We start from the raw sequence: 22,902 nt of genomic DNA on the forward strand, positions 1-22,902 counted from the left end.
TCAGGGCGCCGCGGACGGCGCGTCATCGGTTCGTCGTGGCGACAGGCGTGCGGCCAGCGCCGCCAGAGGCGGGAGGACCTGTTCCCGCCGCCTCGTCGCCAGGGCGGCGACCATGTCGGCGTATGCCTGCGACGCTGCGTCGTTGGCGGCGCGGACCGCCTCGTCATCGTCCCCGGCGGCGTCGATCGCGGCGTCGAACCGGGCCTGCGTCTCGGACAGCAGGCGAGCCTCGTGCGCGCGATGTCCAGACTCGCGGTCCAGCACCTTCGACAGGTGGTCGCCGACCAGTCCGCCCGGCACCAGGCAGTCGTGCGAGGTGGCGAAGCCGCTCTCGACCTCCGCGTCGATCAAGGCGTCGGCCTGCCGGTCACGTCGTCGCGTCACCTCGTCATCGCGCCACCGATCGCCGGCAATGCCCAGGTGGGCATAGATCGGCGTGTCGACGGCCTTGGCGGCCTCGGCCGGCGCATGCCCCAGTCGCGTTTCCAGGCGGGTCCGCACGGCCTGCCGGAGCAGCATGGCCTCCTCGAGGGTCTCGTTGAAGTCGCCGTGCGTCTCCACCACCCACTGATCGGCGCGCAACCCGCAGGCGAAACGCAGCGCGATCTCGACCGCCGCGGCGGTGTCGCTTGCCTCCCCGGCGTCGTTCAGCAGGGCCATCTGATGCAGAACCCGCAGGTACGCGTCCGCGCAGCCGCCGTCCTGCGAGCGGATCATCGCCTCGCATTGCGACGCGAAGGCCCCGTCGTCCAGTACGCGCAGGAGCACCGGACCGACGCGCGCACGCAGCGCGGCCCTCTCATCGCGCTCCGTCGCCCCCCGGTGCCACAGGATGAGCCGCACCAGCCAGGACAGGAAGTGCGGCCTATCGGTCAGTTGACCGCGTTGCCTGCCTGTCCAGATCAGGCTCGGCGTCAGCCGGATGATTTCGTCCAGCATCCGGCCCCGTACCGACAGCACATCCAGGTCGCGGACCAGTTCCGGATCGTCGCCGCGAGGAAACTCGCCGCCGCCGAACAACAGTCGGGACAGGCGGGGGAAGTCGTTCACCAGCCCCGCGACCACGCGCCGCCGCCATGCGCCCCGGGGCCGACCCTCGCCCGCCGCGTCGAGGTCCAGCCAGTCCGCATCCGGCCATCGCAGGGCTGCCGGCACGCGCTCCGCCTCCAGGTGCGCGCCGCTGAACCGGATGCCGAAGGAGAAGCGCTCGGCCAGGACACGGTTGACCTCGTCTGGATCGAACACCGCTTCGCCCCGGTAGTCCAGCGCCAGTCCCAGCGCCTCGCCACGCGAGCGGGCGATGTCCGCGATCAAGGCCGCGGGCGGCGCATCGAGGTCGGCCACCCAGGCATCGCCGCGCAGCAGTCCCGCCGTCGGCAAGGAGTGGCACGAGACGTCATGGGCCTGGCCGGCCAGATGGACATACCAGCGTTCCCGCCGCAGGGCGTCCGCGGACGGGGCCTCGTCCATCCACCGGCGAAGTGCCGCCAGGGGCCGCCTCGAGCTGCCGGGCATCGCTTCCGGCAGCAGGCCACCGGGTGTCCGCAGCACCATGCGCAGGCCCAGCAGGCGGACCAGATGGAGCGCGTCGCTCACCACGTCCTCCTCCTCCCGGGACAGGAACACGAGATCCTCGAAGACGGGGTCAGGACTCAACACCTGCACGGCGGCATCGCGGAGCGCCTGCAGGGCCGGGGTCAGCGCCGCGGCCGGCACGGCCTTCAGGCATCGGGACATGGCGGCGGCCTCGGCGCGGTCCAGCCACCGGGGTCGCCTCGGGGAGAAGAGCGTCTCGCTGGTGTATGCGCCGACGTCCGTGGCGCGGGACAGCCCGTCGATCATGCCGGCCACCTCGTCCTGCGCGTCCAAGGGGCAGGTGCTCCTCGGGAGGGCGAAGGGCGCCCTTCGCAGTTCGGCGGCGATCCCCTCCATGGCCGCGAGCCGATCCGCGGGGGTCCCTGGCGCCTGCGCGACGAGCCCGCACCGCAGGGCGACCTGACTGTCGTCGACGATGGCGGACAGGAGTCTCTCGATGCGCTGAGCGAGCGCGGGCTTGACCGGCGCCGTGCCGTTCAGCGCCACGACGTCCCGGGCCAGCCGGTCGAGCACCCGCGGACGTTCGCAGGACCCCAGCACCTCCGGTCGATCCACGACATCGTGAAGGGATCGTCCCAGGACCTCGCAGAGGCGCTGGAACTTGCCGACGCCGTCGTGGCGACCCGGGCTGCCCAGCACCCATCGACCGTCCTCCTCGCGACGGGCATGGTCCATCAGCACCGGCACCACCAGGTGGCTGTCCTTCGGCAACACGATCTCCACCAGGTTCGGGCAATGCTGCCGATAGGCGGGCATCCATCGCGAGTCCTGGGCGTCCGGACATGCGGCGAACTCCAGGCGTCGTGTCCAGGCCGCCGTTGTCGCGGGCAGCCGCCCGGCCAGCGTGTCCAGTGCGGCGGTGCCCAGTTGCCAGGCCCGGCCGGCCGGAGAGATCCGATCGTTCTCCGGGGCGTTGGGGTGGCGATGGCGGATGAAGGTGGAGAGCCAATCGTCCGCAGAGTCGTCCGCCGAGTCGTCCGCTGAATCGTCCGCCGGGTCGTTCGCCATGTTGCCGGTCGTGTTGCCCGTCGTCCTGTTGCCGATCGTGGCGGCGGTCGACCCGAAAGGCTGGATGAGGGCCGGCCGTTCCAGTTGGAGCGTCGACTGCCACGCCGGTCCCGGTTCGAGCCGGGGCCTCTTTGCGGGGACCGGACCGGAAGATCCCGCCGACGTCCGCGGCGAGGCGTCGACCATCCAGGGGGACAAGGGGTGGTTGGACATCGGATGCACGCGGAATCTCCTGCTGGGCGATCGAGGTGATCGACGCAGGGTCAGTGGCCGGATCGACGCAGCGGCATGCATCAGATCGCGGGCGGCAAGGTGTGGGTGGGTCGGGTGGCCGACAGGCGGTCCTCCAGCGTCCGGATGGCGCCGTCGAGATGCTGTCGACGCCGGCCCTGCAGCGAGGCGCCCAGGCTGTCCAGGTCTCGCGTCATGGCATCGTCGGCGGCCTGCTGGGCCACGGCATCGTCGCCGGCCTGCGCGGACGCGTGCTCATAGCGCGCCCGCGCCTCCGCCCGGAGCCCTTCCTCCAGCGCGACATTGCCGATCTCCTGGTCCAGACGCCTCGTCAACAGGTCGCCGATCAGGCCGTCGGGGTCCAGGCAATCGAAGGACGTGGCGAAGCCGCTGGCGATTTCCGCCTCGATGATCGCGTCGGCCCGCCGCGATCGGGCCGCGCGCCCGGAGGCGTCGTTCCATCGGGTGCCCTCCCTGCCCAGATGGCCGAAGCTCACGTCCTCCAGCACCTGGACATCGTCGCCAAGCCGGTCGCGCAGGCGCTGCGCGACGGCCACACGCAGCAGCAACGCATCCTCCAGGTTCTCGGGGTGCTCGGGGTCGGCCGCCTGGGCCGCGCCGTCGGCGCGCAGCATGCAGGCCAGCTGGAAGGCGGCCAGCACGGCCGTGTCGGCATCGCCGGTCAGGCCGCCCTGGCTCAACACGACCAGTCGATACAGCGAGCGGCGATAGGCATCGACGCATCCGCCGTCCTGCTGGAGGATCTGGTCCTCGCCACGCGCCGCGAAGGCCTCGTCCTCGATCACGCGGGCCACCACGGGCGCGACCAATGCCGCCAGGGGAGGTCCGGCGTTCGACCGGTCCGACAGCGCATAGAGCCCGTGCAACCAGTCCCGGAATGCCGCTTGCGTCCTCAGACGATTGCGTCGCCGGCCATTCCACAGGACGCCGGGGAGCCGCCCGCCGATGTCGTCCACGCGCTTGTCCCACGCGGCCCGGTCGAAGGTCACGGGCGTGTCCATCACCACGGTGACGTCCTGGGTCGGACAGCAGAACTGACACGCGATCGCGTTCGGAAGTTCGGCGGCCACGGCCTGCCTGATCGCTTGAATGTAGAGAAGGCGGTCCGGGCTGGTGAATTCCTGCTCCGTCAGGTGGATCTCCACCCGTTCCGCATCCTTCCATCGCAAGTGCTCCGGAATGCGGTCGCCCACGAGGTGCGCGCGCCGCAGCCCCAATCCGAAGGCGAAGCGCTCCGCCAGCACGCGATTCACCGCATCGGCATTCGTCACGGGCTCTCCCAGCCAGTGCAGATCCAGCCAGAGCGCCCGCCCCCAGAAGGTCGCGATGGCCGCGATGGGCGGGCTCGGCGGCGCATCCAGATCCGGCTCACCCGGCTTGCCACGCAGCAGGCCGGGCACCGGTGTCCGCGCCCGGGTGTGCCAATGCGTCTGGCTGAGGATGTGCCGATACCACCGCTCGCGGCGGAGGCCGTCCATGCCGGTCGCGCCGGCCACCCAGTCCGTCAACGCCGCCAGCGCCAGGCGCACCTCGCGAGGCAGCGCCTCCAGCCTCGCGCGTTCGAGCCAGGGATCTCCGATCACGCGGCACTCGGACTGGAGGGCCAGATGGAGGGCGTCGATCAGGACATCCTCCTCCGCGAAGGAGAGGAACACGGTGTCGGCGAAGGCCTTGTCCGCCTGCAGGATCCGCAACGCGCAGTCGCGAACGAAGCGCATGGTCGCCGTCATGACTGACGCGGGCACGCGATTCAGAAACTCCACGGCCGTCGAGCGTTCGGTGGCGTTCAGCGATGTCGGACGCGATGCTTCGTCGCTGGCGATCCGGCCATGCGCCGCGCGCCCGCGCGGACGCGGGTGCGTCGCGTTCATGCGGACGATCAAGCCGACGGCGGCATGCGAATGCCCGAACGACAGTCCCTCGACGCGCGGAGATGGCCGCAGGACCAGCGGCGCGCGCTGCAGTTCGGCGACCATCTCCTCCATCGCCGCCAGACGGTCCCGGGGGGTCCGCTGCTCCTTCGCGATCAGCGCGCCACGGATGGCGATCTGATCGTCATCGACGATGGCGCGCACCAACGCGGCGATCCGATCGCCCAAGGCGGGATCGGGTGGCGCCGCGGCGCGGATCGCCCCGACATCGCGCGCCAGACGCTCGAACAGCGGGGGTCGTCCCATCGCGCCGAGGACTTGTGGCCGTCGCACCGCGTCGCCCAGCGTGCGGCGCAGCGCGGCGCACAGCAGGTCATGAGCGCCCACGCCGTCCTCGCGCCTGGCGATGCGCAGCAGCCAGCGGCCGTCCGGTGTCCGGTCGCCGTGCGTGCGCAGATCGGGCACCACCCGCTCGCTGCCGCCGGGCAGCACGATCTCCACCAGGTTCGGACAACGTTGCACATACGCGGGCAGCCATCGCCAGTCCTGCGGATCGGGCATCTCTGCGAACACCAGGCGGCGCGTCCAGGCGGCCTGCTCGACGGGCACGCGGGCGTGAAGCGCGGCCAGCCCATGCGTGGACAGGTGCCAGGGCGTCCCGTCCGCCCGGATGCGGACCGCCTCGTCGCCGGACCGCGGGTCCGGATCGACGCACAGCGCGGGTCGTTCGAGCAACAACGCATGAGGCGGCCCCCAGGTCGAGTCGAACACCTCCACGGTCCCCGGGCGCGCGCTGGAGAGGAACGGCCCGCGCCTGGACGGCAGGTCTCCGTCCGTCTCCTCGAACGAGCGCCCCTGCGGGAGGTCGCAAGAGCTGCTGTTCGAGCTGTCGTAAGAGCTGTCGTAAGAGCGGTCGTGTGCGCTGTTGAACGAGCTGTCGAACAAGCTGTTGAGGGAACTGGGGGTCATGCCACGGGGCTCGCGAGTCGATCCATCGCGCATCAGTGTGCGAATGCCCCGCGGCGTTGCGCGAATCGCGTCAGAAGGTCCTGGACACGCTCAGCACGACGCCTGTGTCGCCCAGCCGCTTCGCGCGCTGCGCGGCCGAGTCGCCGGCCTGGTACAGCGCCTTGTCGGCGTCGGTGCCGACGACGGCCAGGCTCAGCGTCAGGCCGCCGAGGTCCTTCATCTCCTTGCTCACGGACAGCTTCCAGTCGGTGTAGGACAGGTCGCCGTACTTGCGCACCCACAGGTGGCCGAGGTGAACGCCGGCGTTGACCCCCTGCCCCAGCTCGAAGCCGTAGTTGAGGTCCAGGTAGGCCGTGCCCTTGGACGAGCCCTTGGCCGGCAGCGCGTTGAAGTAGGCGTAGCCGGCGGTCTCGCTGTCCAGGCCGAAGTAGTCGGTCGCGGCGACCGACAGCTTGGCGGAGAACGTGCCCGCCGTGACGGCGGCATAGACGTCGACGTTGTCGTACTTGTTCGAGGTCGGCTGGCCGGGCGCGGCGTTCAGGCGCGCGCCGGGATAGACGTAGGCCAGCGCGCCGACGTCCAGCGTGACGGCGTCGGTCACCGGCAGCTTGTAGCCGCCGTAGAGGTCCCACTCCATGCCGGCGCCGTTGTTGTAGCTGTTGCCCGAGACGTTGGACGCCCAGATGCCCAGGTACAGGCCGCTGCTGTGGCTGTAGTCGAAGCCGGCCTGCACGGCCGGGCGCTTCCAGGTCTGGCTGATGCCGCGGAAGCGGTAGTCGCTGACGAAGGCCACGTTGCCGGTGAAGGTGTGCTCGGGCGTCGCGACCGGCGCGGGCGCGGCCGCCGGCGCTTCGCCTTCGGCGCGCGCGGCGGCGTGCAGGAAGCAGGAGGAGATCAGGAACAGCGAGAGAAGACGAGTTTTCATGAAATTCAATGAGCGGGTTGCGCCTTGTCGAGCGCGATGTTGAGCTTGAGCACGTTGACGCGCGGTTCGCCGAGCACGGCGAGGTCGCGGGCCTCGGTGTTGGCCTGGATCAGGCGCTGCACGGCCTCGATCGGCAGGCCGCGTTCGCGGGCCACGCGGGCGGCCTGGTATCGCGCCGCGGCCATGCTGATGTGCGGATCCAGGCCGCTGGCCGACGCGCTGACCAGGTCGACCGGCACCGGCGCGGTGTTGCCCGGATCGGCGGCCTTGAGCGCCGAGAGACGGCCCTTCACGGCGTCGACCAGCGCCGGGTTCGTGGGGCCCTGGTTGGAGCCGCTGGAGCCGGTGGCGTTGTTGGCCATCGGCGCGGTGGCCGACGGGCGGCCCCAGAAGTAGCGCGGCGACGAGAAGTTCTGCCCGATCAGCTCGGAGCCGACCACCTTGCCGTCGTGCAGGATGAGGCTGCCCTCGGCCTGGAACGGGAACATCGTCTTGGCGACGCCGGTCACGAGCGCTGGATACAGCAGGCCGGTGACGGCGCTCAGCAGCACGAAGCCGACGAGCGCGGGGCGCAGCATGCGCAGCGGCGAATGGGAGGTCGACGCCGAGGTCGAAGTTGAAGCCGACGAAGCGGTGGATTGCGTGGTTGTCATGATGGAGTCCTCCGCGTCACACGAGGTGGAGCGCGACCAGCAGCAGGTCGATCGCCTTGATGCCGACGAACGGCACGATCAGGCCGCCCAGGCCGTAGATCCACAGGTTGCGGCGCAGGAGCGCGGCCGCGCCGATGGGCCGGTACGCGACGCCCTTGAGCGCCAGCGGGATGAGCGCGACGATGATCAGCGCGTTGAAGATGACGGCCGACAGGATCGCGGACGCCGGGCTGTGCAGGCCCATCACGTTGAGCGCGGCCAGCTGCGGATACACGCCCAGGAACATCGCCGGGATGATGGCGAAGTACTTCGCCACGTCGTTGGCGATGGAGAAGGTCGTCAGCGAGCCGCGCGTCATCAGCAGCTGCTTGCCGGTCTCGACGATCTCCAGCAGCTTGGTCGGATTCGAATCGAGGTCGACCATGTTGCCGGCCTCCTTCGCGGCCTGCGTGCCGCTGGCCATCGCCACCGCCACGTCGGCCTGCGCCAGCGCGGGGGCGTCGTTGGTGCCGTCGCCGGTCATCGCGACCAGGCGGCCTTCGGCCTGGTAGTCGCGGATCAGCTTGAGCTTGGCTTCGGGCGTCGCCTCGGCGAGGAAGTCGTCGACGCCCGCCTCGGCCGCGATCGCCGCGGCGGTGAGGCGGTTGTCGCCGGTGATCATCACCGTGCGGATGCCCATCTTGCGCAGCTGCGCGAAGCGCTCCTTGATGCCGCCCTTGACGATGTCCTTGAGCTCGACCACGCCCAGCACGCGGGCCTGGCCCTCGTTCAGGTCGGCCACGACCAGCGGCGTGCTGCCGCGGCGCGCGACTTCCTCGGCCACCGCGGTGACCTGCGCCGGCATCTGGCCGCCGTGCTGCTCGACGAAGCGGCGGATCGCCTCCACCGCGCCTTTGCGCAGCTGGCGCTTGGGCGCCTGCGGATCACCGAAGTCGACGCCGCTCATGCGGGTCTGCGCGGTGAAGGGCACGAAGTGCGCCTGCAGCGTCGCCAGTTCGCGCTCGCGCAGGTTGAAGCGCTGCTTGGCCAGCACGACGATGGAGCGGCCTTCCGGCGTCTCGTCGGCCAGCGAAGCGAGCTGCGCCGCGTCGGCCAGCAGCTGCTCCTGCAGCGTCGGCGCCGGCAGGAAGGCGCTGGCCTGGCGGTTGCCCAGCGTGATCGTGCCGGTCTTGTCGAGCATCAGCACGTCGACGTCGCCGGCGGCCTCGACCGCGCGGCCGGAGGTGGCGATCACGTTGGCCTGCATCAGCCGGCTCATGCCGGCCACGCCGATCGCGGACAGCAGGCCGCCGATGGTCGTCGGGATCAGGCAGACGAGGAGTGAGACCAGCGCAGTGATGGACACCACGGTGCCGGCGCCGGCCGCCTCGACCGCGAACAGCGAGTACGGCAGCAACGTCACGGTGACGACCAGGAACACCAGCGTCAGCGCGACCAGCAGGATGGTCAGCGCGATCTCGTTGGGCGTCTTCTGGCGCTTGGCGCTCTCGACCATCGCGATCATGCGGTCGAGGAAGGCCTCGCCCGGGTTGACGGCGATGCGCACGACGACCCAGTCCGACAGCACGCGCGTGCCGCCGGTGACGGCCGAGAAGTCGCCGCCGGATTCGCGGATCACCGGCGCGGATTCACCGGTGATGGCGCTCTCGTCGACCGAGGCGACGCCTTCGATGACTTCGCCGTCCAGCGGCACCAGGTCGCCGGCCTCGACCAGCACGACGTGCCCCTTGCGCAGCTCCTCCGACGGAACCGGGTGCCAGGACGAGCCGTGGCGCGGGGTCTCGAGCTTCTTCGCCCAGGTCTTGGCCTTCAAGCCGCGCAGCGACGCGGCCTGCGCCTTGGAGCGGCCTTCGGCCAGCGCCTCGGCGAAGTTGGCGAACAGCACGGTGAACCACAGCCACAGCGCGATCGCGAGCATGAAGCCCGGACCTTCGGCGCCGGCCAGCTCGGGTTTGGCGAAGCTCGCCAGCCACAGGCCGGTGGTGAGGATGCTGCCGGCGTAGACGACGAACATCACCGGGTTGCGCAGCTGCACCGACGGCGCGAGCTTGACGAACGAATCGCGGATCGCCGGCTTCACCAGCGCGGGGTCCCACATGCCGGTCCTGGCGTTGGGGCGCGGGGGCTGCGGGTCCTGTCCTTGCGGGCCGGAAGATCCTTGCGGACCTTGCGGTCCCGTGGAGACCTTGGCGCCGCCGAGGACCTCGGTCCGTGCCGAGGCCGGCACCGAGGTATGAAGGGTCTTGAGTTGATTGGTCATGACGGGCTCCGAAGGCTTACTTCCAGAGCATCAGGTGCTCGACGACGGGACCCAGCGCGAGCGCGGGCACGTAGTTCAGCAGGCCGACCAGGAGGACGGTGCCGATGAGCAGGACGACGAACAGCGGGCCGTGGGTGGGCAGCGTGCCCTCGCCGACGGGGATGCGCTTCTTGGCGGCCAGGCTGCCGGCGATGGCCAGCACGGGGACGATGACCAGGAAGCGGCCGAGCCACATCGCGATGCCGAGCAGCGTGTTGTAGAACGGCGTGTTGGCGGACAGGCCGGCGAAGGCGCTGCCGTTGTTGTTGGCCGCGGAGGTGAAGGCGTAGAGGATCTCGCTGAAGCCGTGCACGCCGGGGTTGGCGATGCCGGCCTTGCCATCCGCGGCGAGGACCGCGATGGCCGTGCCCGCGAGCACGACGATCGGCGTCACCAGGATGGCGACGGCGCTCATCTTCATCTCGAAGGGTTCGATCTTCTTGCCGAGGTACTCGGGCGTGCGGCCGATCATCAGGCCGGCGATGAAGACGGCCAGGATCGCGAAGACCAGCATGCCGTACAGGCCGGTGCCGACGCCGCCGAAGACGACCTCGCCGAGCTGCATCATCACCAGCGGCACGGCGCCGCCGATGGGGGTGAAGCTGTCGTGCATCGCGTTGACCGCGCCGCAGGAGGCGGCGGTGGTCACGACGGCGAAGAGCGAGCTGGCCGAGATGCCGAAGCGCGTTTCCTTGCCTTCCATGTTGCCGCCGGCCTGGAGCTCGGTGGCCTGGATGTCGACGCCCTGCGCGGCGACCAGCGGATTGCCGGCCTGCTCCGCGGGCGTGGCGACCAGCACGCCGGCGATGAACAGGACGCTCATCGCGGCGAGGATCGCGGCGCCCTGCCGGCGGTCGCCGACCAGTTGGCCGAAGCTCAGGCACAGCGCGGCCGGGATCACGAAGATCGCGACGATCTGCAGCAGGTTGGTGAACGGGGTCGGGTTCTCGTACGGATGCGCGGAGTTGGCGTTGAAGAAACCGCCGCCGTTGGTGCCCAGCATCTTGATGGCTTCCTGCGACGCGACCGGGCCCATCGCGAGCGACTGCTCCTGCGTGTGCTGGTTCTCCATCACGGGCTCGCCCTTGGCATCCTTCAGCGGCTGGCCGTCGGCGCCGAGCTTGGGCGTCTGGTAGTCCTGCGCTTCGACCGTCTGCACGGTCTTGTAGCCGTCGAAGTTCTGGATCACGCCCTGCTGGACGAAGACGACCGCGATCACGATGGACAGCGGCAGCAGCAGCCACAGCGTGCAGCGCGTGATGTCGGCCCAGAAGTTGCCGACGTGGCCGGACAGGCGCGAGGCGAAGCCGCGGATCAGCGCGAACACGACCGCGATGCCGGTGGCGGCGGACAGGAAGTTCTGCACCGTCAGCGCGAGCATCTGCGTGAGGTAGCTCATCGTGGACTCACCGCCGTAGCCCTGCCAGTTGGTGTTGGCGACGAAGCTGATGGCGGTGTTGAAGGACGAGTCCGGGCTGATGGCGCCCATCCCCTGCGGGTTGAGCGGCAGCACGCCCTGCAGGCGCTGCAGCGCGTAGACGACGATCACGCCGATGAAGTTGAAGATCAGCAGCGCGATGGCGTACTGCTTCCAGCCCATGCCCTCTTCCGGCTTGACGCCGGCGAGGCGGAAGATCGGCCGCTCGATCGCGGCGATCCAGCCGGGCATCTGCCCTTTGGCGAGCGCGGTGATCCAGCGGGCCAGCGGCCACGCGAGCAGCAGCGTCACGGCGAGGTAGAGGGCCAGGTTGGCCCAGGCGAGGTTCGTCATGTCAGAACTCCTCCGCCCGCCACAAGGCGACCAGGAGATAGACGAACAGACCGGCGGAGATCAGCCCGGTCAACCAGTAGAGCGCGCTCATGGCTTGGCCTCCAGGCGATGGCTGGCCACGGCCAGGCCCACCGCCACGAGGAACAGCACGACGCTCAATCCGAGAAAGAGTGCATCCATTTTTTTGGGGTCCCATGCCCCCTCCATGAGGGCGTGATGGGATGGATGAACTCTAGGAACGGGGGCCTCAAGGGCCTGTAGAAGCTCGGGGCGGGGGTATCAAGATTGCATAAAGATCACCCGTCATCCCCCGCCGGCGGCGCGTCAATACCCCGCCGGGGGGCACATGTTTCAAGATGAAGCGGTTGTGACGTTGTCCACACCTGAGCGGGAAAATCCGGAGTTGCGGTTATTGCATAGCGAATGCGTCAACGCCGTCACCGAAGATCCTCGCCTTTCCAAAAGCGTCAGGAAGTCAGCCTCATGAACCGCCGCCACCTGCTTCAGAACTTCGCCGCCCTCGCCGGTGCCGGCAGCCTGCCTGCCTTCGCCGACAACTCGCGCATCGTGCTGGGCCAGTCCGCGCCCTTCAGCGGCCCGGCGAAGGAACTGGGCGAGCAGTTCAAGGAAGGCGCGATGCTGGTCTTCGACCAGGTCAACCAGCGCGGCGGCGTGAACGGCAAGCGCATCGAACTGCGCAGCATGGACGACGGTTACGAGCCCGAGCGTTGCGCGGCCAACACGCGGCGCCTGATCGAGGACGGCGTCAACGCGCTGTTCGGTTACGTGGGCACGCCCACGACGCTGGCGGCGGTGCCGCTGCTGACGGCGGCCAAGATTCCGCTGGTGGCGCCGTTCACCGGCGCGGAGGCGTTGCGCACGCCGTTCAACCGCTTCCTCTTCCACATCCGCGCGTCCTACAACGACGAGGCGGCGGAGATCGTCAAGCAGCTGACCTCGGTGGGCATCACGCGCGTGGCGGTCTTCTACCAGAACGACGCCTACGGCCAGGCCGGCCTGGCGGCGGTAACGACGGCGCTCAAGCAGCACAACCTGGCCCCGGTGTCGCACGGCACGGTGGAGCGCAACTCCGTGGACGTGGCCGCGTCGCTGACGGCGGTGATGGCGGGCAAGCCCGAGTGCATCGTGCAGGTGGCGGCCTACAAGTCCTGCGCGGCCTTCATCCGGGGCGCGCGCAAGGCCGGCTTCCTGGGCAACTTCTACAACTTCTCGTTCGTCGGCGCGCAGGCGCTGGCGTCGGAGCTGGGCAAGGACGCGCGCGGCGTCGTGGTGTCGCAGGTCGTGCCCTTCCCGTTCTCGGGCCTGACGCCGATCGCCGGCGAATACCTGCAGCGCGCCAAGGCCGCGAAGGTGGACGTGAGCTACACCGGCATGGAAGGCTTCGTCGCCGCCAAGACGATGGTGGAAGGCCTCAAGCGCGCCGGGAACGACCCGACGCCGGCCAACATCATCAACGGCCTGGAGGCGCAGAGCCAGCTCGACCTGGGCGGGTTCTTCATCAGCTTCTCGGGACAGCGCCACGCCGGGTCGCGGTATGTGGACATGACCATCCTCACCGAGGATGGGAAGGTCAGGCGCTGAGCGGACGCTCGACGGATCCGCCGTGGACGTCGGCCGATGGCCGATGGCACGGCGCTTCTGAAACCGGGGACCCTGCGCCATCCGATCACGACGTCGATCGCCGATCGATGTCGAGGACGCCGGGCTCCTCGCAGCGTCAGCGACGCTGCAGGCGATAAGCCTGCCGGAATGCGTCCGGCGTTGTACCGACGCGCCGGCGAAAGAACTTGACGAAGTTCGTCGGCTCGCTGAAGCCGAGAAGCTCACCGATCGCCACCGAGGTCGACGAGCTGTGCACGAGCAGACGCTGAGCTTCCAGCGCCACGCGCTGGTCCACTTCCTCCTTCGCCGAATGCCCCAGCACGTCGTTGCAGGTGCGCGTCAGGGTGCTCGTCGAGACGCGCAGCCTGCGGGCGAGCGACGCCACCGACGGGCGCGTGTGGGCCAGGCTCTCCAGCTCGCGCCGCAAGCGCCGGATCAACATGGCCTGCGCCGTCGCGCCCGTCGTGCATCCCGCCGCCGTTCGGCCGATGCCGAGCATCAGGCACACGAGTAGTTCGTGGGCCATCGCGGCCGAGAGTTCGTCCAGCAACGGCCGGTCAAGTTCCCTGCGGAGCATCGCGGTCAGGGACCGCCACCCGGCCAGCCCGTCGACATCCATCTCGAAGTGGACCGGCCAATCCTCCATGCGCAGCAGTGTCATCGTCGCGTGCTGCGACAGCGACGCCGTCGGCTGAACGACGGCCGGATCGATGAGCAGCAGATCGGCCTCCAAGCCATCCGCCGGCTGCCACTGCTGCACCTGCCCGGGCCTCACGAACACGACGTGGCCGGTGCGCAGCCCCAGGCGCGCGAAGTCGACCAGGTGCTCTCCACGCCCACCGGTCGCCACCAGCACCATGAAGAACGCGACGCGCTCCGGATCGAACAGCAGCTTGTCGGAGACGCGCGCGCGGAGTTCCGACAAGGTCATCAACTCCACGCCGATGCGGTCGAGGCGCGCGTTCGAGAAGCGTGTCTCGCGCACTTTCCTGCGGGGTTGGACCATGGACCTCTTTCGGCGCGCCGACGGTGCGGGTGCGCGATTTCTACCATCATTTTCACCACGTCGACCTCGGAGCCGGGCCCCGATGCCGGCAAAGTCCGTGCTGCAAACACACCAGACCGCCTCTGCCATGCCCTCCCTCTTCCTCCACGCAACACGAGTCCTTGCGTTGGGCCTTCTCTCGGTCGTCGCCGGTTGCGCATCGACCTCCTCCTCGAAAGGAACCCCCATGTCCTCCGATCCCAAGGCGCAGGTCGTCGCGCTGCTCAAGGCCATCGAAACCGGCGAATCGGCCCCGGTGGCCGTCGTCAACCCGGCCAGGTACATCCAGCACAACCTGGCCGTCGGCGACGGTCTTGCCGGCTTCGGCGCGGTCCTGCAGGCCTTGCCCAAGGGTTCGGCGAAGGTGAACACGGTGCGCGTCTTCCAGGACGGCGACTTCGTCTTCGCGCACACCGACTACGACTTCTTCGGCCCGAAGATCGGCTTCGACATCTTCCGTTTCGAAGACGGAAAGATCGTCGAACACTGGGACAACCTGCAGGAAACGCCGGCCAGCCCCAACCCGAGCGGCCGCACGATGATCGACGGGCCGACCGTGGCGACGGATGCGGACAACACCGCGGCCAACAAGGCACTGGTCGCCGCGTTCGTCGACGACATCCTGGTGAACGGTCGCATGGACCGGCTGGCGGGTTATTACGACGGCGACAAGTACCACCAGCACAACCCGCAGATCGCCGACGGCCTCTCCGGCCTCGGCATGGCGCTGCAGGCGATGGCCAAGGCGGGCGTGACGATGAAGTACCGCCAGATCCACAAGGTCCTGGGCGAAGGCGATTTCGTGCTCGTCGCCAGCGAGGGCGAGTTCGCCGGCAAGCCGAGCGCGTTCTACGACCTCTTCAGGGTCGCGAACGGCAAGATCGCCGAGCACTGGGACACGATCGAGACCATTCCGCCGCGGTCGGAGTGGAAGAACGCCAACGGCAAGTTCTGACGCACGGAGGCACGCATGAATCCATGGAAGTTCCTGTTGAGCAGCGCGCTGTCGGCTGCGTTCGCGGTTCAGCCCGCGCTGGCCGGCGAACGCGGCCAGGTCATCGAAGTGGTCACCTTCAAGCTCAGGGCGGGCGTCACGGCCGCCGAGTTCGCACCGATCGACAAGGCGGTGGCGCGTGAGCACGTGGCCAGGCAGCCGGGCTTCGTGTCGCGCGAGAGCGCGCACGGCCCGGACGGCGAGTGGCTGGTCATCGTCCATTGGCGGTCGGCGAAGGACGCCGACGCCTCGATGACGTCTTTCGAGAAGGCGCCTGCCGCGGCGCCCTTCATGTCGAAGGTCGAGCCCTCCACGATGAGCATGAAGCGCTTCGAGAGGTAGTGTCGGGCGCCTCTCAAGCGCCCGCCCCAATCAGGCCCCGAACTGGCAGCGGCCCTTGCTGAGCGGCAATGAGGTGCCGGTCTGCTGCCAGGCCGCCATCATCAGAAGCTCAAGTCCAGGCCGAGCATCGTGCCCAGGCTGAAGGTCAGGACCACCAGCCCGACGACCAACAGCACGAAGACAGCGGCCACGATGGCGCTCGTGCGAAGCACCGCGCGCTGCTTCTCCACCCCCTGCTCCTTTTTCGCTTTGTCGTAGTGCCACTTGATGGCGAAAAACATGCCGATGCACAGCACGCTGGCCTTGAACGCGATGAAGACGGTGGGGACCCATTCCATGACGTCACTGTGCTCTCGGCGGCATGAAAAGTACAGATTCAGAATCCTTGAAAAACACCGGATCAGATGGGCATCCGGGAGAGAACTCACAGTGACCGGGATGTAGCCGATACAGTGCAGCCGTTCCGCGCAACGGGCCGTATCAGCACCCCACCTCATGAAGCGCTATGAAGTCCTTGCCGATGATCTGGCGGCATCCATCGCCGCGGGGCAGCTGCGTCCCGGAGACCGCCTGCCCTCGGTACGCCAAGCGAGCAAGGACCGCGGTGTCAGCCCCTCCACCGTCTTCGAGGCCTACTACCTGCTGGAGGCCCGCGGCCTGATCGAGGCGCGGCCGCGGTCCGGCTACTTCGTCAGCCAGGCGGCGATCCCGCACCCTGAGCCCCACGCGTCGGATCCGCTGGCCGGCGAGCGAAGCGTCGAGGTGTCGGAGCTGGTGTTCCAGGTGCTCGGGCTGTCGCGCAACCGGGCCGTCGTGCCGCTGGGCTCGGCGTTTCCGAGTCCGACCCTGTTCCCGCTGGACAAGCTGGCCCTGGCGCTTGGCAAGGCCGCGCGCGGGCTGGACCCGTGGCGCACGGTCGAGGACCTGTCGCCGGGCAGCGCCGAACTGCGGCGCCAGATCGGCCTGCGCTATCTGGGCGCCGGCTGCAAGGTCGACGCGGACGAGATCGTCGTGACCAACGGCGCGATGGAGGCTCTGAACCTGTGCCTGGAAGCGGTCACGAAGCCGGGAGACCTGGTCGCCATCGAGTCGCCGACCTTCTATGGCGCCTTGCAGGCGCTGGAGCGGCGCGGGCTCAAGGCGGTCGAAGTCGCCACCCATGCGCGCACCGGCGTCGACGTGGCGGCGCTGGCGGCCGTCCTCGAACGCCATCCCGTCAAGGCGTGCTGGCTGATGCCGAATTTCCAGAACCCGTTGGGCAGCCTGATGCCCGATGCCGCCAAGGCGGCGCTGGTGGCGCTGCTCGCCGAGCACGAGATTCCGCTCATCGAGGATGACGTCTACGGTGAGTTGTATTTCGGATCACGCCCCAGGCCCGCCAAGGGCTGGGACAAGGCCGGCCTAGTCCTGCACTGCAGTTCCTTCTCGAAGTCGCTGGCGCCCGGATTCCGCGTCGGCTGGGCGGCCGCGGGCCGGTTCGCCCGGGACGTCAGCCGTCGCAAGCTCATGAGTTCATTGGCCACCCCCGTGCCGATGCAGGAGGGCTTGAGCGAGTACCTCAGTCGGGGCGGCTACGACCGGCACCTGCGGCAGCTCCGGCAAGCGCTCGTCACGAGCCGTCAAGCCATGCTGAGGACCATCGCCAAGTGCTTTCCTCCAGGCACCCGCGTCACGCAACCGGAGGGCGGCTATTGCGTCTGGGTCGAGTTGCCCGCCGAGATCGACGCGCTGGAACTGCACCGGGTCGCCCTGTCTCATGACATCAGCATCGCGCCGGGGCATCTGTTCTCGGCCGATCACCGTTTCACGCACCACCTGCGGCTCAACTTCGGGCATCCCGACAACGCGCAGGTCGAGGGCGCGCTGAGGACCTTGGGCCAGATTGCCAAGGCGCTCGTGCGTTAGCGCTTCTCCTGTCGGACGAGGACGTTCGGCAGGCATGCGTGCCGGGAGAGAATCCCGGCCCATGACCGACGCCCAATACACGACCCTGCCGCAGTGGCCCAACGCCTACCCGGCCAGCGGCGCCAGCGCCACGCTGAAGCTCCACAACGAGGACTTCATCGTCACCGAACTGCCGCTGCAACTGCCCTCCGGCGAGGGCGAGCACATCTGGCTGGACATCGAGAAGAACGGTGCCAACACCGCCTTCATCGCCCTGCAACTGGCCGATGCCACCGGCGTGCAGGAAAGGGACGTGGGTTATGCCGGCCTCAAGGACCGTTACGCCATCACCCGTCAGTGGTTCAGCATCTATCTGCCAAAGGGCGAGACGCCAGACCTGACCCTGCTTCAGCACCCGGAATTCAAGGTGCTGAGCCAGACCCGCCACGTGAAGAAGCTGCGCCCGGGCGATCTGCAGGGCAACCGCTTCCGCATCGTGCTGCGTGACGTGACCGGGGACCGCGACGCCATCGAGACCAATCTCAAGTCCGTTGCGGCGCAGGGCGTGCCCAACTACTTCGGCGCTCAGCGTTTCGGCCACGACGGCGGCAACGTCGAGCAGGGCCGGGCCATGCTGGCGCGCGAGATCCGCGTGCGCAACCCGAAGAAGAAAGGCATCTACCTGTCGGCGGTGCGCTCCTTCGTCTTCAATGAAGTGCTGGCGCTGCGCATCCGGCAGGGACTCTGGGGCAAGACCCTGCCCGGTGACGTGATGGACGAGGCGGGACGGCCGACCGGACCGCTCTGGGGACGCGGCCGCGTGAGCACCACCGATGAAGCGCAGGCGCTCGAGAACGGCGTGGCGCAACCTCACGCCACCTTGTGCGACGGCATGGAACACGCGGGTCTGGATCAGGAGCGCCGCTCCCTGGTGGCGAGCCCGGTGGACATGACATGGGAATGGCCGCAAGCCGATCAACTGGTGCTCACGTTCTCCTTGCCCGCGGGGAACTACGCCACGTCCGTCCTGAACGAAATCCTCCGCACCACGGAGCCTGAGCGGCATACGGAGAACGAGCCTGCGGCTGTGGAATGACGGTTGGGGGTCTTCACGCCTCGTCGATGGCCGATGAACGCTCAGACTGCATGCGCAAATATTGGGCCGAAATCGTTAACGATCCGCACTCAACACATTGAACGCTGTGAGCCGCGCCCTCGTCCTTTTCGTTTGGCTGGCCCTGGCTGGGAGCTCGCTTCTCGGCCTTGCCGTGGTCGGTACAGGAGCGCTCATGGCCGGCGATGCTGGGGCAATACGGATTGGCGTTTTCCTGTGGGTAATGGGCACGGCAGGTGCATTCGTTGGGATGTTCTTTGCCCTGCGGCGAGCTTCATGGGCCGCAGTTGTTTGTGCCTTGCCCGCGCCCTTCTGTTTGGCCCTGCTTGCCAGTCATTTCGTTCTGGGCGTAAGAACATGGTGATGCGTTCCCACTGGCCCTCGCAGCGGAGACGTACGGCGCTGATTGCACTTCAACGCTGAACGACAGCGAGGCAGCCCGACTTCTAGATGCGTTTGGCCAGTTCCACCGCGAAGAACTCCGTCACCTGCCGCACTCTCGCCGAAATGAACTTCCGGTTCGGCCAGATCAGACTGACATCTCTCTTCTCGCCGATGAAGTCATCGAGGACGGTGACGACGCCCGCCGCGCGCAACTCGCGGGTCAAGGAGGCGCCATGGAACATCCCAATGCCGACGCCCGCCTGCACGGCCGAGAGGATGGTCTCGACGGTGTTCGATGAAAGATTGCCGCTCACCCGCACATTGAATTTCCCGCCCGGTCGCTCGAAGGCCCAACTCTCGATCCCGTTGAAGACGATGCAGTTGTGGTTGACCAGATCTTCGGGCGTCATCGGCGTTCCATGCTGCTCGAAATAGCGACGAGATCCCGCGCACACCAGTGAACTGGTGGACACGCGCTTGACCACGGCGTCCGGGCTGTAGGCGGGACTGATCCGGATGGCCAGATCGACGCTTTCCGCCAGCAGATCCTGCACACCGTCCGCCAGCTTGAGATCGAGTCTCAGTTTGGGATGACGCGCCAGCAGTTGCGGGACAAGCGGCAGAACGTGCAAACGCCCGAAGGTGACCGAGGTGGCGATCCTCACGAGCCCGGACAGCTCCAGTGTGCTGCTCATCAACTCGCCATCCGCCTGCGCGAATTCGTCGAGGAGCGGTTTCGTCCGTTCGTAGTACTTCCGTCCGTGGTCCGTCAACGTGACGCTGCGCGTGCTGCGATTGAGCAACTGCACGCCGAGACGCTTTTCGAGGGCGCTCACGGACTTGCTGATGACGGATTGAGACTCACCGATCCGTCGCGCAGCTGCCGTGAAACCGCCGGCGTCCACCACCGCCACGAACGCAGTGAGTTCCTGAAATCTGTCCATCGGGCGCCTGTCTGTCGCTGCCTGTCCTGCGGCTGGACCCAAGCGGCTCCACGCCTCGCTGATTTATTCCAATATGGAATATCAGTCAGTAATTTTCAGCCAATTATCGACGCCGATCAAGCTAATTAGCATGACGTCCATGCCGCCAAAACGCAGCGAAACGACGCTCATGGCGCGGTCGCACAAGCTCCGGCGGCATGTCTACCCCGAGGAGGCTCGACGCGATTGGACCGGGCCCTCCCTTGACCACTGAAAGAAGAGAAATCATGACTGCAGCACATCATCATCAAGACGCCACCTTGGCCCCGTCGTCCACCCTGGCGGGAAAGAAAGTCGTCGTCGTGGGCGGCAAGACGGGCATCGGCTTGGGCGTGGCGGGCGCCGCGCACGCCGCGGGGGCGACGGTGATCGTCGCCAGTCGTCGCATCGCGTCGCCCGAAGAGCGACCCGACCTCGCCAAGTTCTCGCAGGTCAGCCTGGACATGCGCGACGAGTCGTCGGTCAAAGCGACGTTCGACAGCATCGGACCGTTCGATCACCTGGTGGTCACCGCGGCGCCGGACCTCGGTAGCTGGGGCGCTTTCATGGATGCCGACATGCACGGCGTGCGCAGCTACATGGAGGGCAAGTTCCTGGGCAGTTGGGCGAGCGCTCGCCATGGCGCGCCGCAGCTGCGCGCCGGTGGCTCCATCACCTTCTTGACGGGCGGCATGGCCGCTCGCCCCAAGGTGGGTTTCGCGGCCGTGACCTCAGCCTTCGCCGCCGTGGAGGCATTGTCGGGATCGCTGGCGCTGGAGCTCGCACCGACCCGCGTGAACACGATTCGTCCGGGCTTCATCGACACGGACATGTGGAGCTTCCTGCCGGCCGAGCATCGCGACGGCCTGCGCAAGAAGGTGGCAGAGACATTCCCGTCACGGCGCGCCGGCAAGGCGCATGACATCGGCCACGCTGCGCTGTTCCTCATGACCAACCCCTATGTGACGGGCACGGTGATCGAGGTTTCCGGCGGCGAAAACCTGGTGCCCAGCGTGTCCTGAACAGGGCGCGCCGGCCACCACCAGGCAAGCCGCCGAAGCCCGGATGGCGAGTCTTCGAGCTCGACCTGACACGGCAGCGCCGCCATGCCTTTCAGTAGCGAAACTACGGACAGAAACAACTCCTCAGTTTCTTTACCAGGGGCAAACGGCGCGACTTGGTAGTTTTCCTACGGAATTCTGGCGAGAGCGTGTCTAAAGTCGAGCCACTTTCCGACCCCGGAAAGCCGGCCATGGCATGCAGTCGAATGGCCCGAACCAGCCGCCCCGCGACGAGGGCGGCGGCCGATCAATACCGGAGACAACATGCCCCAGCTGCCCTTCTCGAGCCGCAGGCTCGCCCACGCCCTGACCGCCGCGGCCAGCGTCGCGCTTGCCGCCTTCGCCAGCCCCGCGCAGGCGCTCAATCCGAACGCCACGTCGGTGCAGATGTTCGAATGGGCCTGGCCTGACATCGCCACCGAATGCACGCAATGGCTGGGCCCCAAGGGGTTCGGCGGCGTGCAGATCTCGCCGCCGGGCGCGTCCAAGAACGCCAACGGCTGGTGGGGCGTGTACCAGCCCGTCAACTACGCCAACCTCACCAGCCGCATGGGCACGCCCGCGCAGCTGCAGAGCATGATCAACGCCTGCCACGCGGCCGGCGTGCGCGTCTATGCCGACATCGTCGTCAATCAGATGGCCGATGGCAGCGGCACGGCCACCGACGGATCGACGTGGAACGCCGCGACGCTGAGCTACCCCTTCTTCAGCGCCAGCGACTTCCACGCCAACTGCACCATCAACGACGCCGACTACAACTCGCCGGCCGGCCGCAGCAACGTGCAGAACTGCCGCCTCGGCGGCCTGCCCGACCTGGCGACCGAGAGCAGCTACGTGCAGGGCCAGATCGCCAACTACCTGAAGGCCCTGCTGGCGCTGGGCATCGACGGCTTCCGCATCGACGCGGCCAAGCACATGCCGGCCGGTGCCTGGACGTCCATCATGAGCGCCGTGAAGGCGACCTACCCCACGACGCTGCAGGGCGAGAACATCTGGGTCACGCAGGAGATCATCAACGACGGCGAGGTGGACCGGCCCAGCTACTTCCCCATCGGCACGATCAACGAGTTCCAGTTCCCGTACGCGATGCGCGACGTGTTCCGGGGCAACAACGGCAACACCCTGTCCAGCATCCCCGGCATCATGGGCACGTGGGGCAACTGGGGCGGCAGCTGGGGCTTCATCCAGCCGCAGAACGCCACGGTCTTCGTCACCAACTGGGACACCGAGCGCAACGGCAGTTCGCTGAACATCAACAACGCCGCCAGCAACGACGCCGCCAACCAGCGCTACACGCTGGCCAACATCTTCATGCTGGCCCAGGGCTATGCCGAGGCGCAGCTGTACTCCGGCTTCAAGTTCAGCAACACCGACGCCGACCGCCCCACGACCAGCCCCTACAGCGGCGGCGTGCCGCAGATCAACGTGGTGTGGGACTTCGCCCACCGCTGGACGCCGCTGGCCAACATGGTGGGCTTCCGCAATGCCAGCATCGGGCAGGCACAGCAGAACTGGATCGTCGGCGACAACGGCAACCAGGTCGCCTTCAGCCGCGGCAACGTCGGCTTCGTCGCGCTGAACAACAGCGGCAGCGCCTGGACCCGAGGCTTCGCCACCGGCCTGCCCGCCGGCACGTACTGCAACGTCATCAACGGCACCAGGAACGCCGCCGGCACCGGCTGCACGGCCGACTCGGTGACCGTGGACGGCAGCGGCAACGCCAGCTTCACGGTGCCGGCCAACAACAGCGGCAGCACGCCCGCGGTGGCGATCTACACGGGCCAGAAGATCAGCGGTGGTGGTGGTGGCACCGGCAACTGCGCCGTGACCTTCACCATCGCCAACGCCAACACGGTGGTCGGCCAGAACCTGCGCGTGGTGGGCAACGTGACCGGCCTGGGCGCCTGGGCGCCGGGCTCGGGTTTCGCGCTGACCATCCAGGGCTCCGGCGCCAACGTGCCATGGACGGGGACCGTCAACCTGCCCGCCGGCACGGCGATCCAATACAAGTACGTGAAGTGGAACGGCTCGACCGCCGTCTGGGAAAGCAACCAGTCCACCAGCAGCGGCAACCGAGAGTTCACGAGTTGCGCGAGTGGCTCGCAGGCTCGGTCTGACGGCAATTTCAAGTTCTGAGTCGACGCGCGCT

General features: G+C 68.0%; 17 protein-coding genes. 7 read left to right on the plus strand and 10 right to left on the minus strand.

The annotated features are described in order from the left end of the window. The 7 genes from ACQ4L4_RS10285 to kdpF form a co-directional block, all read right to left on the minus strand. A complete protein-coding gene (locus ACQ4L4_RS10285; protein WP_431104135.1) occupies positions 1-2,826 on the minus strand; it encodes a hypothetical protein in 2,826 nt (941 codons plus the stop codon). Positions 2,827-2,897: 71 nt separating this feature from the next. Next, positions 2,898-5,696 (minus strand): hypothetical protein, encoded by a 2,799-nt coding sequence (locus tag ACQ4L4_RS10290; protein ID WP_431104137.1) that lies wholly within the window; start codon positions 5,694-5,696, stop codon positions 2,898-2,900. 70 nt (positions 5,697-5,766) lie between these two features. Beyond that, positions 5,767-6,621 (minus strand): TorF family putative porin, encoded by an 855-nt coding sequence (locus ACQ4L4_RS10295; RefSeq protein WP_431104138.1) that lies wholly within the window; start codon positions 6,619-6,621, stop codon positions 5,767-5,769. 5 nt (positions 6,622-6,626) lie between these two features. Next, a complete protein-coding gene (gene kdpC, locus ACQ4L4_RS10300; protein ID WP_431104139.1) occupies positions 6,627-7,274 on the minus strand; it encodes a potassium-transporting ATPase subunit KdpC in 648 nt (215 codons plus the stop codon). A gap of 16 nt (positions 7,275-7,290) precedes the next feature. Next, entirely contained in the window at positions 7,291-9,372 is a 2,082-nt protein-coding gene (gene kdpB / locus ACQ4L4_RS10305) for a potassium-transporting ATPase subunit KdpB (RefSeq protein ID WP_431104909.1), read from the minus strand. Between the two features lie 178 nt (positions 9,373-9,550). Then, entirely contained in the window at positions 9,551-11,344 is a 1,794-nt protein-coding gene (gene kdpA, locus ACQ4L4_RS10310; RefSeq protein ID WP_431104140.1) for a potassium-transporting ATPase subunit KdpA, read from the minus strand. Between the two features lies 1 nt (position 11,345). Next, positions 11,346-11,435 (minus strand): K(+)-transporting ATPase subunit F, encoded by a 90-nt coding sequence (gene kdpF, locus ACQ4L4_RS10315; RefSeq protein WP_297525706.1) that lies wholly within the window; start codon positions 11,433-11,435, stop codon positions 11,346-11,348. A 392-nt stretch (positions 11,436-11,827) separates the two neighbouring features. On the opposite strand from kdpF, the gene ACQ4L4_RS10320 reads away from it, so the two are divergent. After that, a complete protein-coding gene (locus tag ACQ4L4_RS10320) occupies positions 11,828-12,946 on the plus strand; it encodes an ABC transporter substrate-binding protein (RefSeq protein ID WP_431104141.1) in 1,119 nt (372 codons plus the stop codon). Between the two features lie 136 nt (positions 12,947-13,082). On the opposite strand, the gene ACQ4L4_RS10325 is transcribed toward ACQ4L4_RS10320, so the two are convergent. After that, complete coding sequence (locus ACQ4L4_RS10325) at positions 13,083-13,973, minus strand: helix-turn-helix domain-containing protein (RefSeq protein WP_431104142.1); 891 nt, start codon at positions 13,971-13,973, stop codon at positions 13,083-13,085. 226 nt (positions 13,974-14,199) lie between these two features. Here ACQ4L4_RS10325 and ACQ4L4_RS10330 point away from each other — a divergent pair, with 226 nt between their 5' ends. After that, positions 14,200-14,967 (plus strand): nuclear transport factor 2 family protein, encoded by a 768-nt coding sequence (locus ACQ4L4_RS10330; protein WP_431104143.1) that lies wholly within the window; start codon positions 14,200-14,202, stop codon positions 14,965-14,967. A gap of 15 nt (positions 14,968-14,982) precedes the next feature. Next, the gene (locus ACQ4L4_RS10335; protein WP_431104144.1) at positions 14,983-15,348 is read left to right on the plus strand and encodes an antibiotic biosynthesis monooxygenase family protein; all 366 of its coding nucleotides are present in this window, start codon (positions 14,983-14,985) and stop codon (positions 15,346-15,348) included. A gap of 101 nt (positions 15,349-15,449) precedes the next feature. Here the strand turns inward: ACQ4L4_RS10335 and ACQ4L4_RS10340 are convergent, their stop codons facing one another. Next, positions 15,450-15,686, minus strand: coding sequence for a hypothetical protein (locus tag ACQ4L4_RS10340; RefSeq protein ID WP_431104145.1), 237 nt, complete (start codon positions 15,684-15,686; stop codon positions 15,450-15,452). 157 nt (positions 15,687-15,843) lie between these two features. Here ACQ4L4_RS10340 and ACQ4L4_RS10345 point away from each other — a divergent pair, with 157 nt between their 5' ends. Beyond that, a complete protein-coding gene (locus ACQ4L4_RS10345) occupies positions 15,844-17,253 on the plus strand; it encodes a PLP-dependent aminotransferase family protein (protein WP_431104146.1) in 1,410 nt (469 codons plus the stop codon). A 61-nt stretch (positions 17,254-17,314) separates the two neighbouring features. Next, complete coding sequence (truD, locus tag ACQ4L4_RS10350; protein WP_431104147.1) at positions 17,315-18,328, plus strand: tRNA pseudouridine(13) synthase TruD; 1,014 nt, start codon at positions 17,315-17,317, stop codon at positions 18,326-18,328. A gap of 464 nt (positions 18,329-18,792) precedes the next feature. On the opposite strand, the gene ACQ4L4_RS10355 is transcribed toward truD, so the two are convergent. Beyond that, positions 18,793-19,674 carry a LysR family transcriptional regulator gene (locus ACQ4L4_RS10355; RefSeq protein ID WP_431104148.1) on the minus strand — a complete coding sequence of 294 codons (882 nt, stop codon included), beginning with the start codon at positions 19,672-19,674 and terminating at the stop codon, positions 18,793-18,795. 299 nt (positions 19,675-19,973) lie between these two features. Between ACQ4L4_RS10355 and ACQ4L4_RS10360 the strand changes: the two genes are divergently transcribed. Both ACQ4L4_RS10360 and ACQ4L4_RS10365 read left to right on the plus strand, forming a co-directional pair. After that, complete coding sequence (locus ACQ4L4_RS10360; protein ID WP_431104149.1) at positions 19,974-20,714, plus strand: SDR family oxidoreductase; 741 nt, start codon at positions 19,974-19,976, stop codon at positions 20,712-20,714. A 303-nt stretch (positions 20,715-21,017) separates the two neighbouring features. After that, positions 21,018-22,889 carry a carbohydrate-binding module family 20 domain-containing protein gene (locus ACQ4L4_RS10365; RefSeq protein WP_431104150.1) on the plus strand — a complete coding sequence of 624 codons (1,872 nt, stop codon included), beginning with the start codon at positions 21,018-21,020 and terminating at the stop codon, positions 22,887-22,889. The last annotated feature ends 13 nt before the right edge of the window (positions 22,890-22,902 follow it).

The sequence above is a fragment of the Roseateles noduli genome, from assembly GCF_050626985.1.
GTDB classification, from domain to species: Bacteria; Pseudomonadota; Gammaproteobacteria; order Burkholderiales; family Burkholderiaceae_C; genus Roseateles; species Roseateles noduli_A.

What these genes read in the sequence shown, in the direction of transcription:
- ACQ4L4_RS10320 (WP_431104141.1), top strand. Translation starts at nt 11,828, where the DNA reads ATGAACCGCCGCCACCTGCTTCAGAACTTCGCCGCCCTCGCCGGTGCC.
- truD (WP_431104147.1), top strand. Translation starts at nt 17,315, where the DNA reads ATGACCGACGCCCAATACACGACCCTGCCGCAGTGGCCCAACGCCTAC.
- kdpA (WP_431104140.1), bottom strand. Translation starts at nt 11,344, where the DNA reads ATGACGAACCTCGCCTGGGCCAACCTGGCCCTCTACCTCGCCGTGACG.
- kdpC (WP_431104139.1), bottom strand. Translation starts at nt 7,274, where the DNA reads ATGACAACCACGCAATCCACCGCTTCGTCGGCTTCAACTTCGACCTCG.
- ACQ4L4_RS10355 (WP_431104148.1), bottom strand. Translation starts at nt 19,674, where the DNA reads ATGGACAGATTTCAGGAACTCACTGCGTTCGTGGCGGTGGTGGACGCC.
- kdpB (WP_431104909.1), bottom strand. Translation starts at nt 9,372, where the DNA reads ATGTGGGACCCCGCGCTGGTGAAGCCGGCGATCCGCGATTCGTTCGTC.
- ACQ4L4_RS10295 (WP_431104138.1), bottom strand. Translation starts at nt 6,621, where the DNA reads ATGAAAACTCGTCTTCTCTCGCTGTTCCTGATCTCCTCCTGCTTCCTG.
- ACQ4L4_RS10290 (WP_431104137.1), bottom strand. Translation starts at nt 5,696, where the DNA reads ATGACCCCCAGTTCCCTCAACAGCTTGTTCGACAGCTCGTTCAACAGC.
- ACQ4L4_RS10345 (WP_431104146.1), top strand. Translation starts at nt 15,844, where the DNA reads ATGAAGCGCTATGAAGTCCTTGCCGATGATCTGGCGGCATCCATCGCC.
- ACQ4L4_RS10335 (WP_431104144.1), top strand. Translation starts at nt 14,983, where the DNA reads ATGAATCCATGGAAGTTCCTGTTGAGCAGCGCGCTGTCGGCTGCGTTC.
- ACQ4L4_RS10325 (WP_431104142.1), bottom strand. Translation starts at nt 13,973, where the DNA reads ATGGTCCAACCCCGCAGGAAAGTGCGCGAGACACGCTTCTCGAACGCG.
- kdpF (WP_297525706.1), bottom strand. Translation starts at nt 11,435, where the DNA reads ATGAGCGCGCTCTACTGGTTGACCGGGCTGATCTCCGCCGGTCTGTTC.
- ACQ4L4_RS10330 (WP_431104143.1), top strand. Translation starts at nt 14,200, where the DNA reads ATGTCCTCCGATCCCAAGGCGCAGGTCGTCGCGCTGCTCAAGGCCATC.
- ACQ4L4_RS10340 (WP_431104145.1), bottom strand. Translation starts at nt 15,686, where the DNA reads ATGGAATGGGTCCCCACCGTCTTCATCGCGTTCAAGGCCAGCGTGCTG.
- ACQ4L4_RS10365 (WP_431104150.1), top strand. Translation starts at nt 21,018, where the DNA reads ATGCCCCAGCTGCCCTTCTCGAGCCGCAGGCTCGCCCACGCCCTGACC.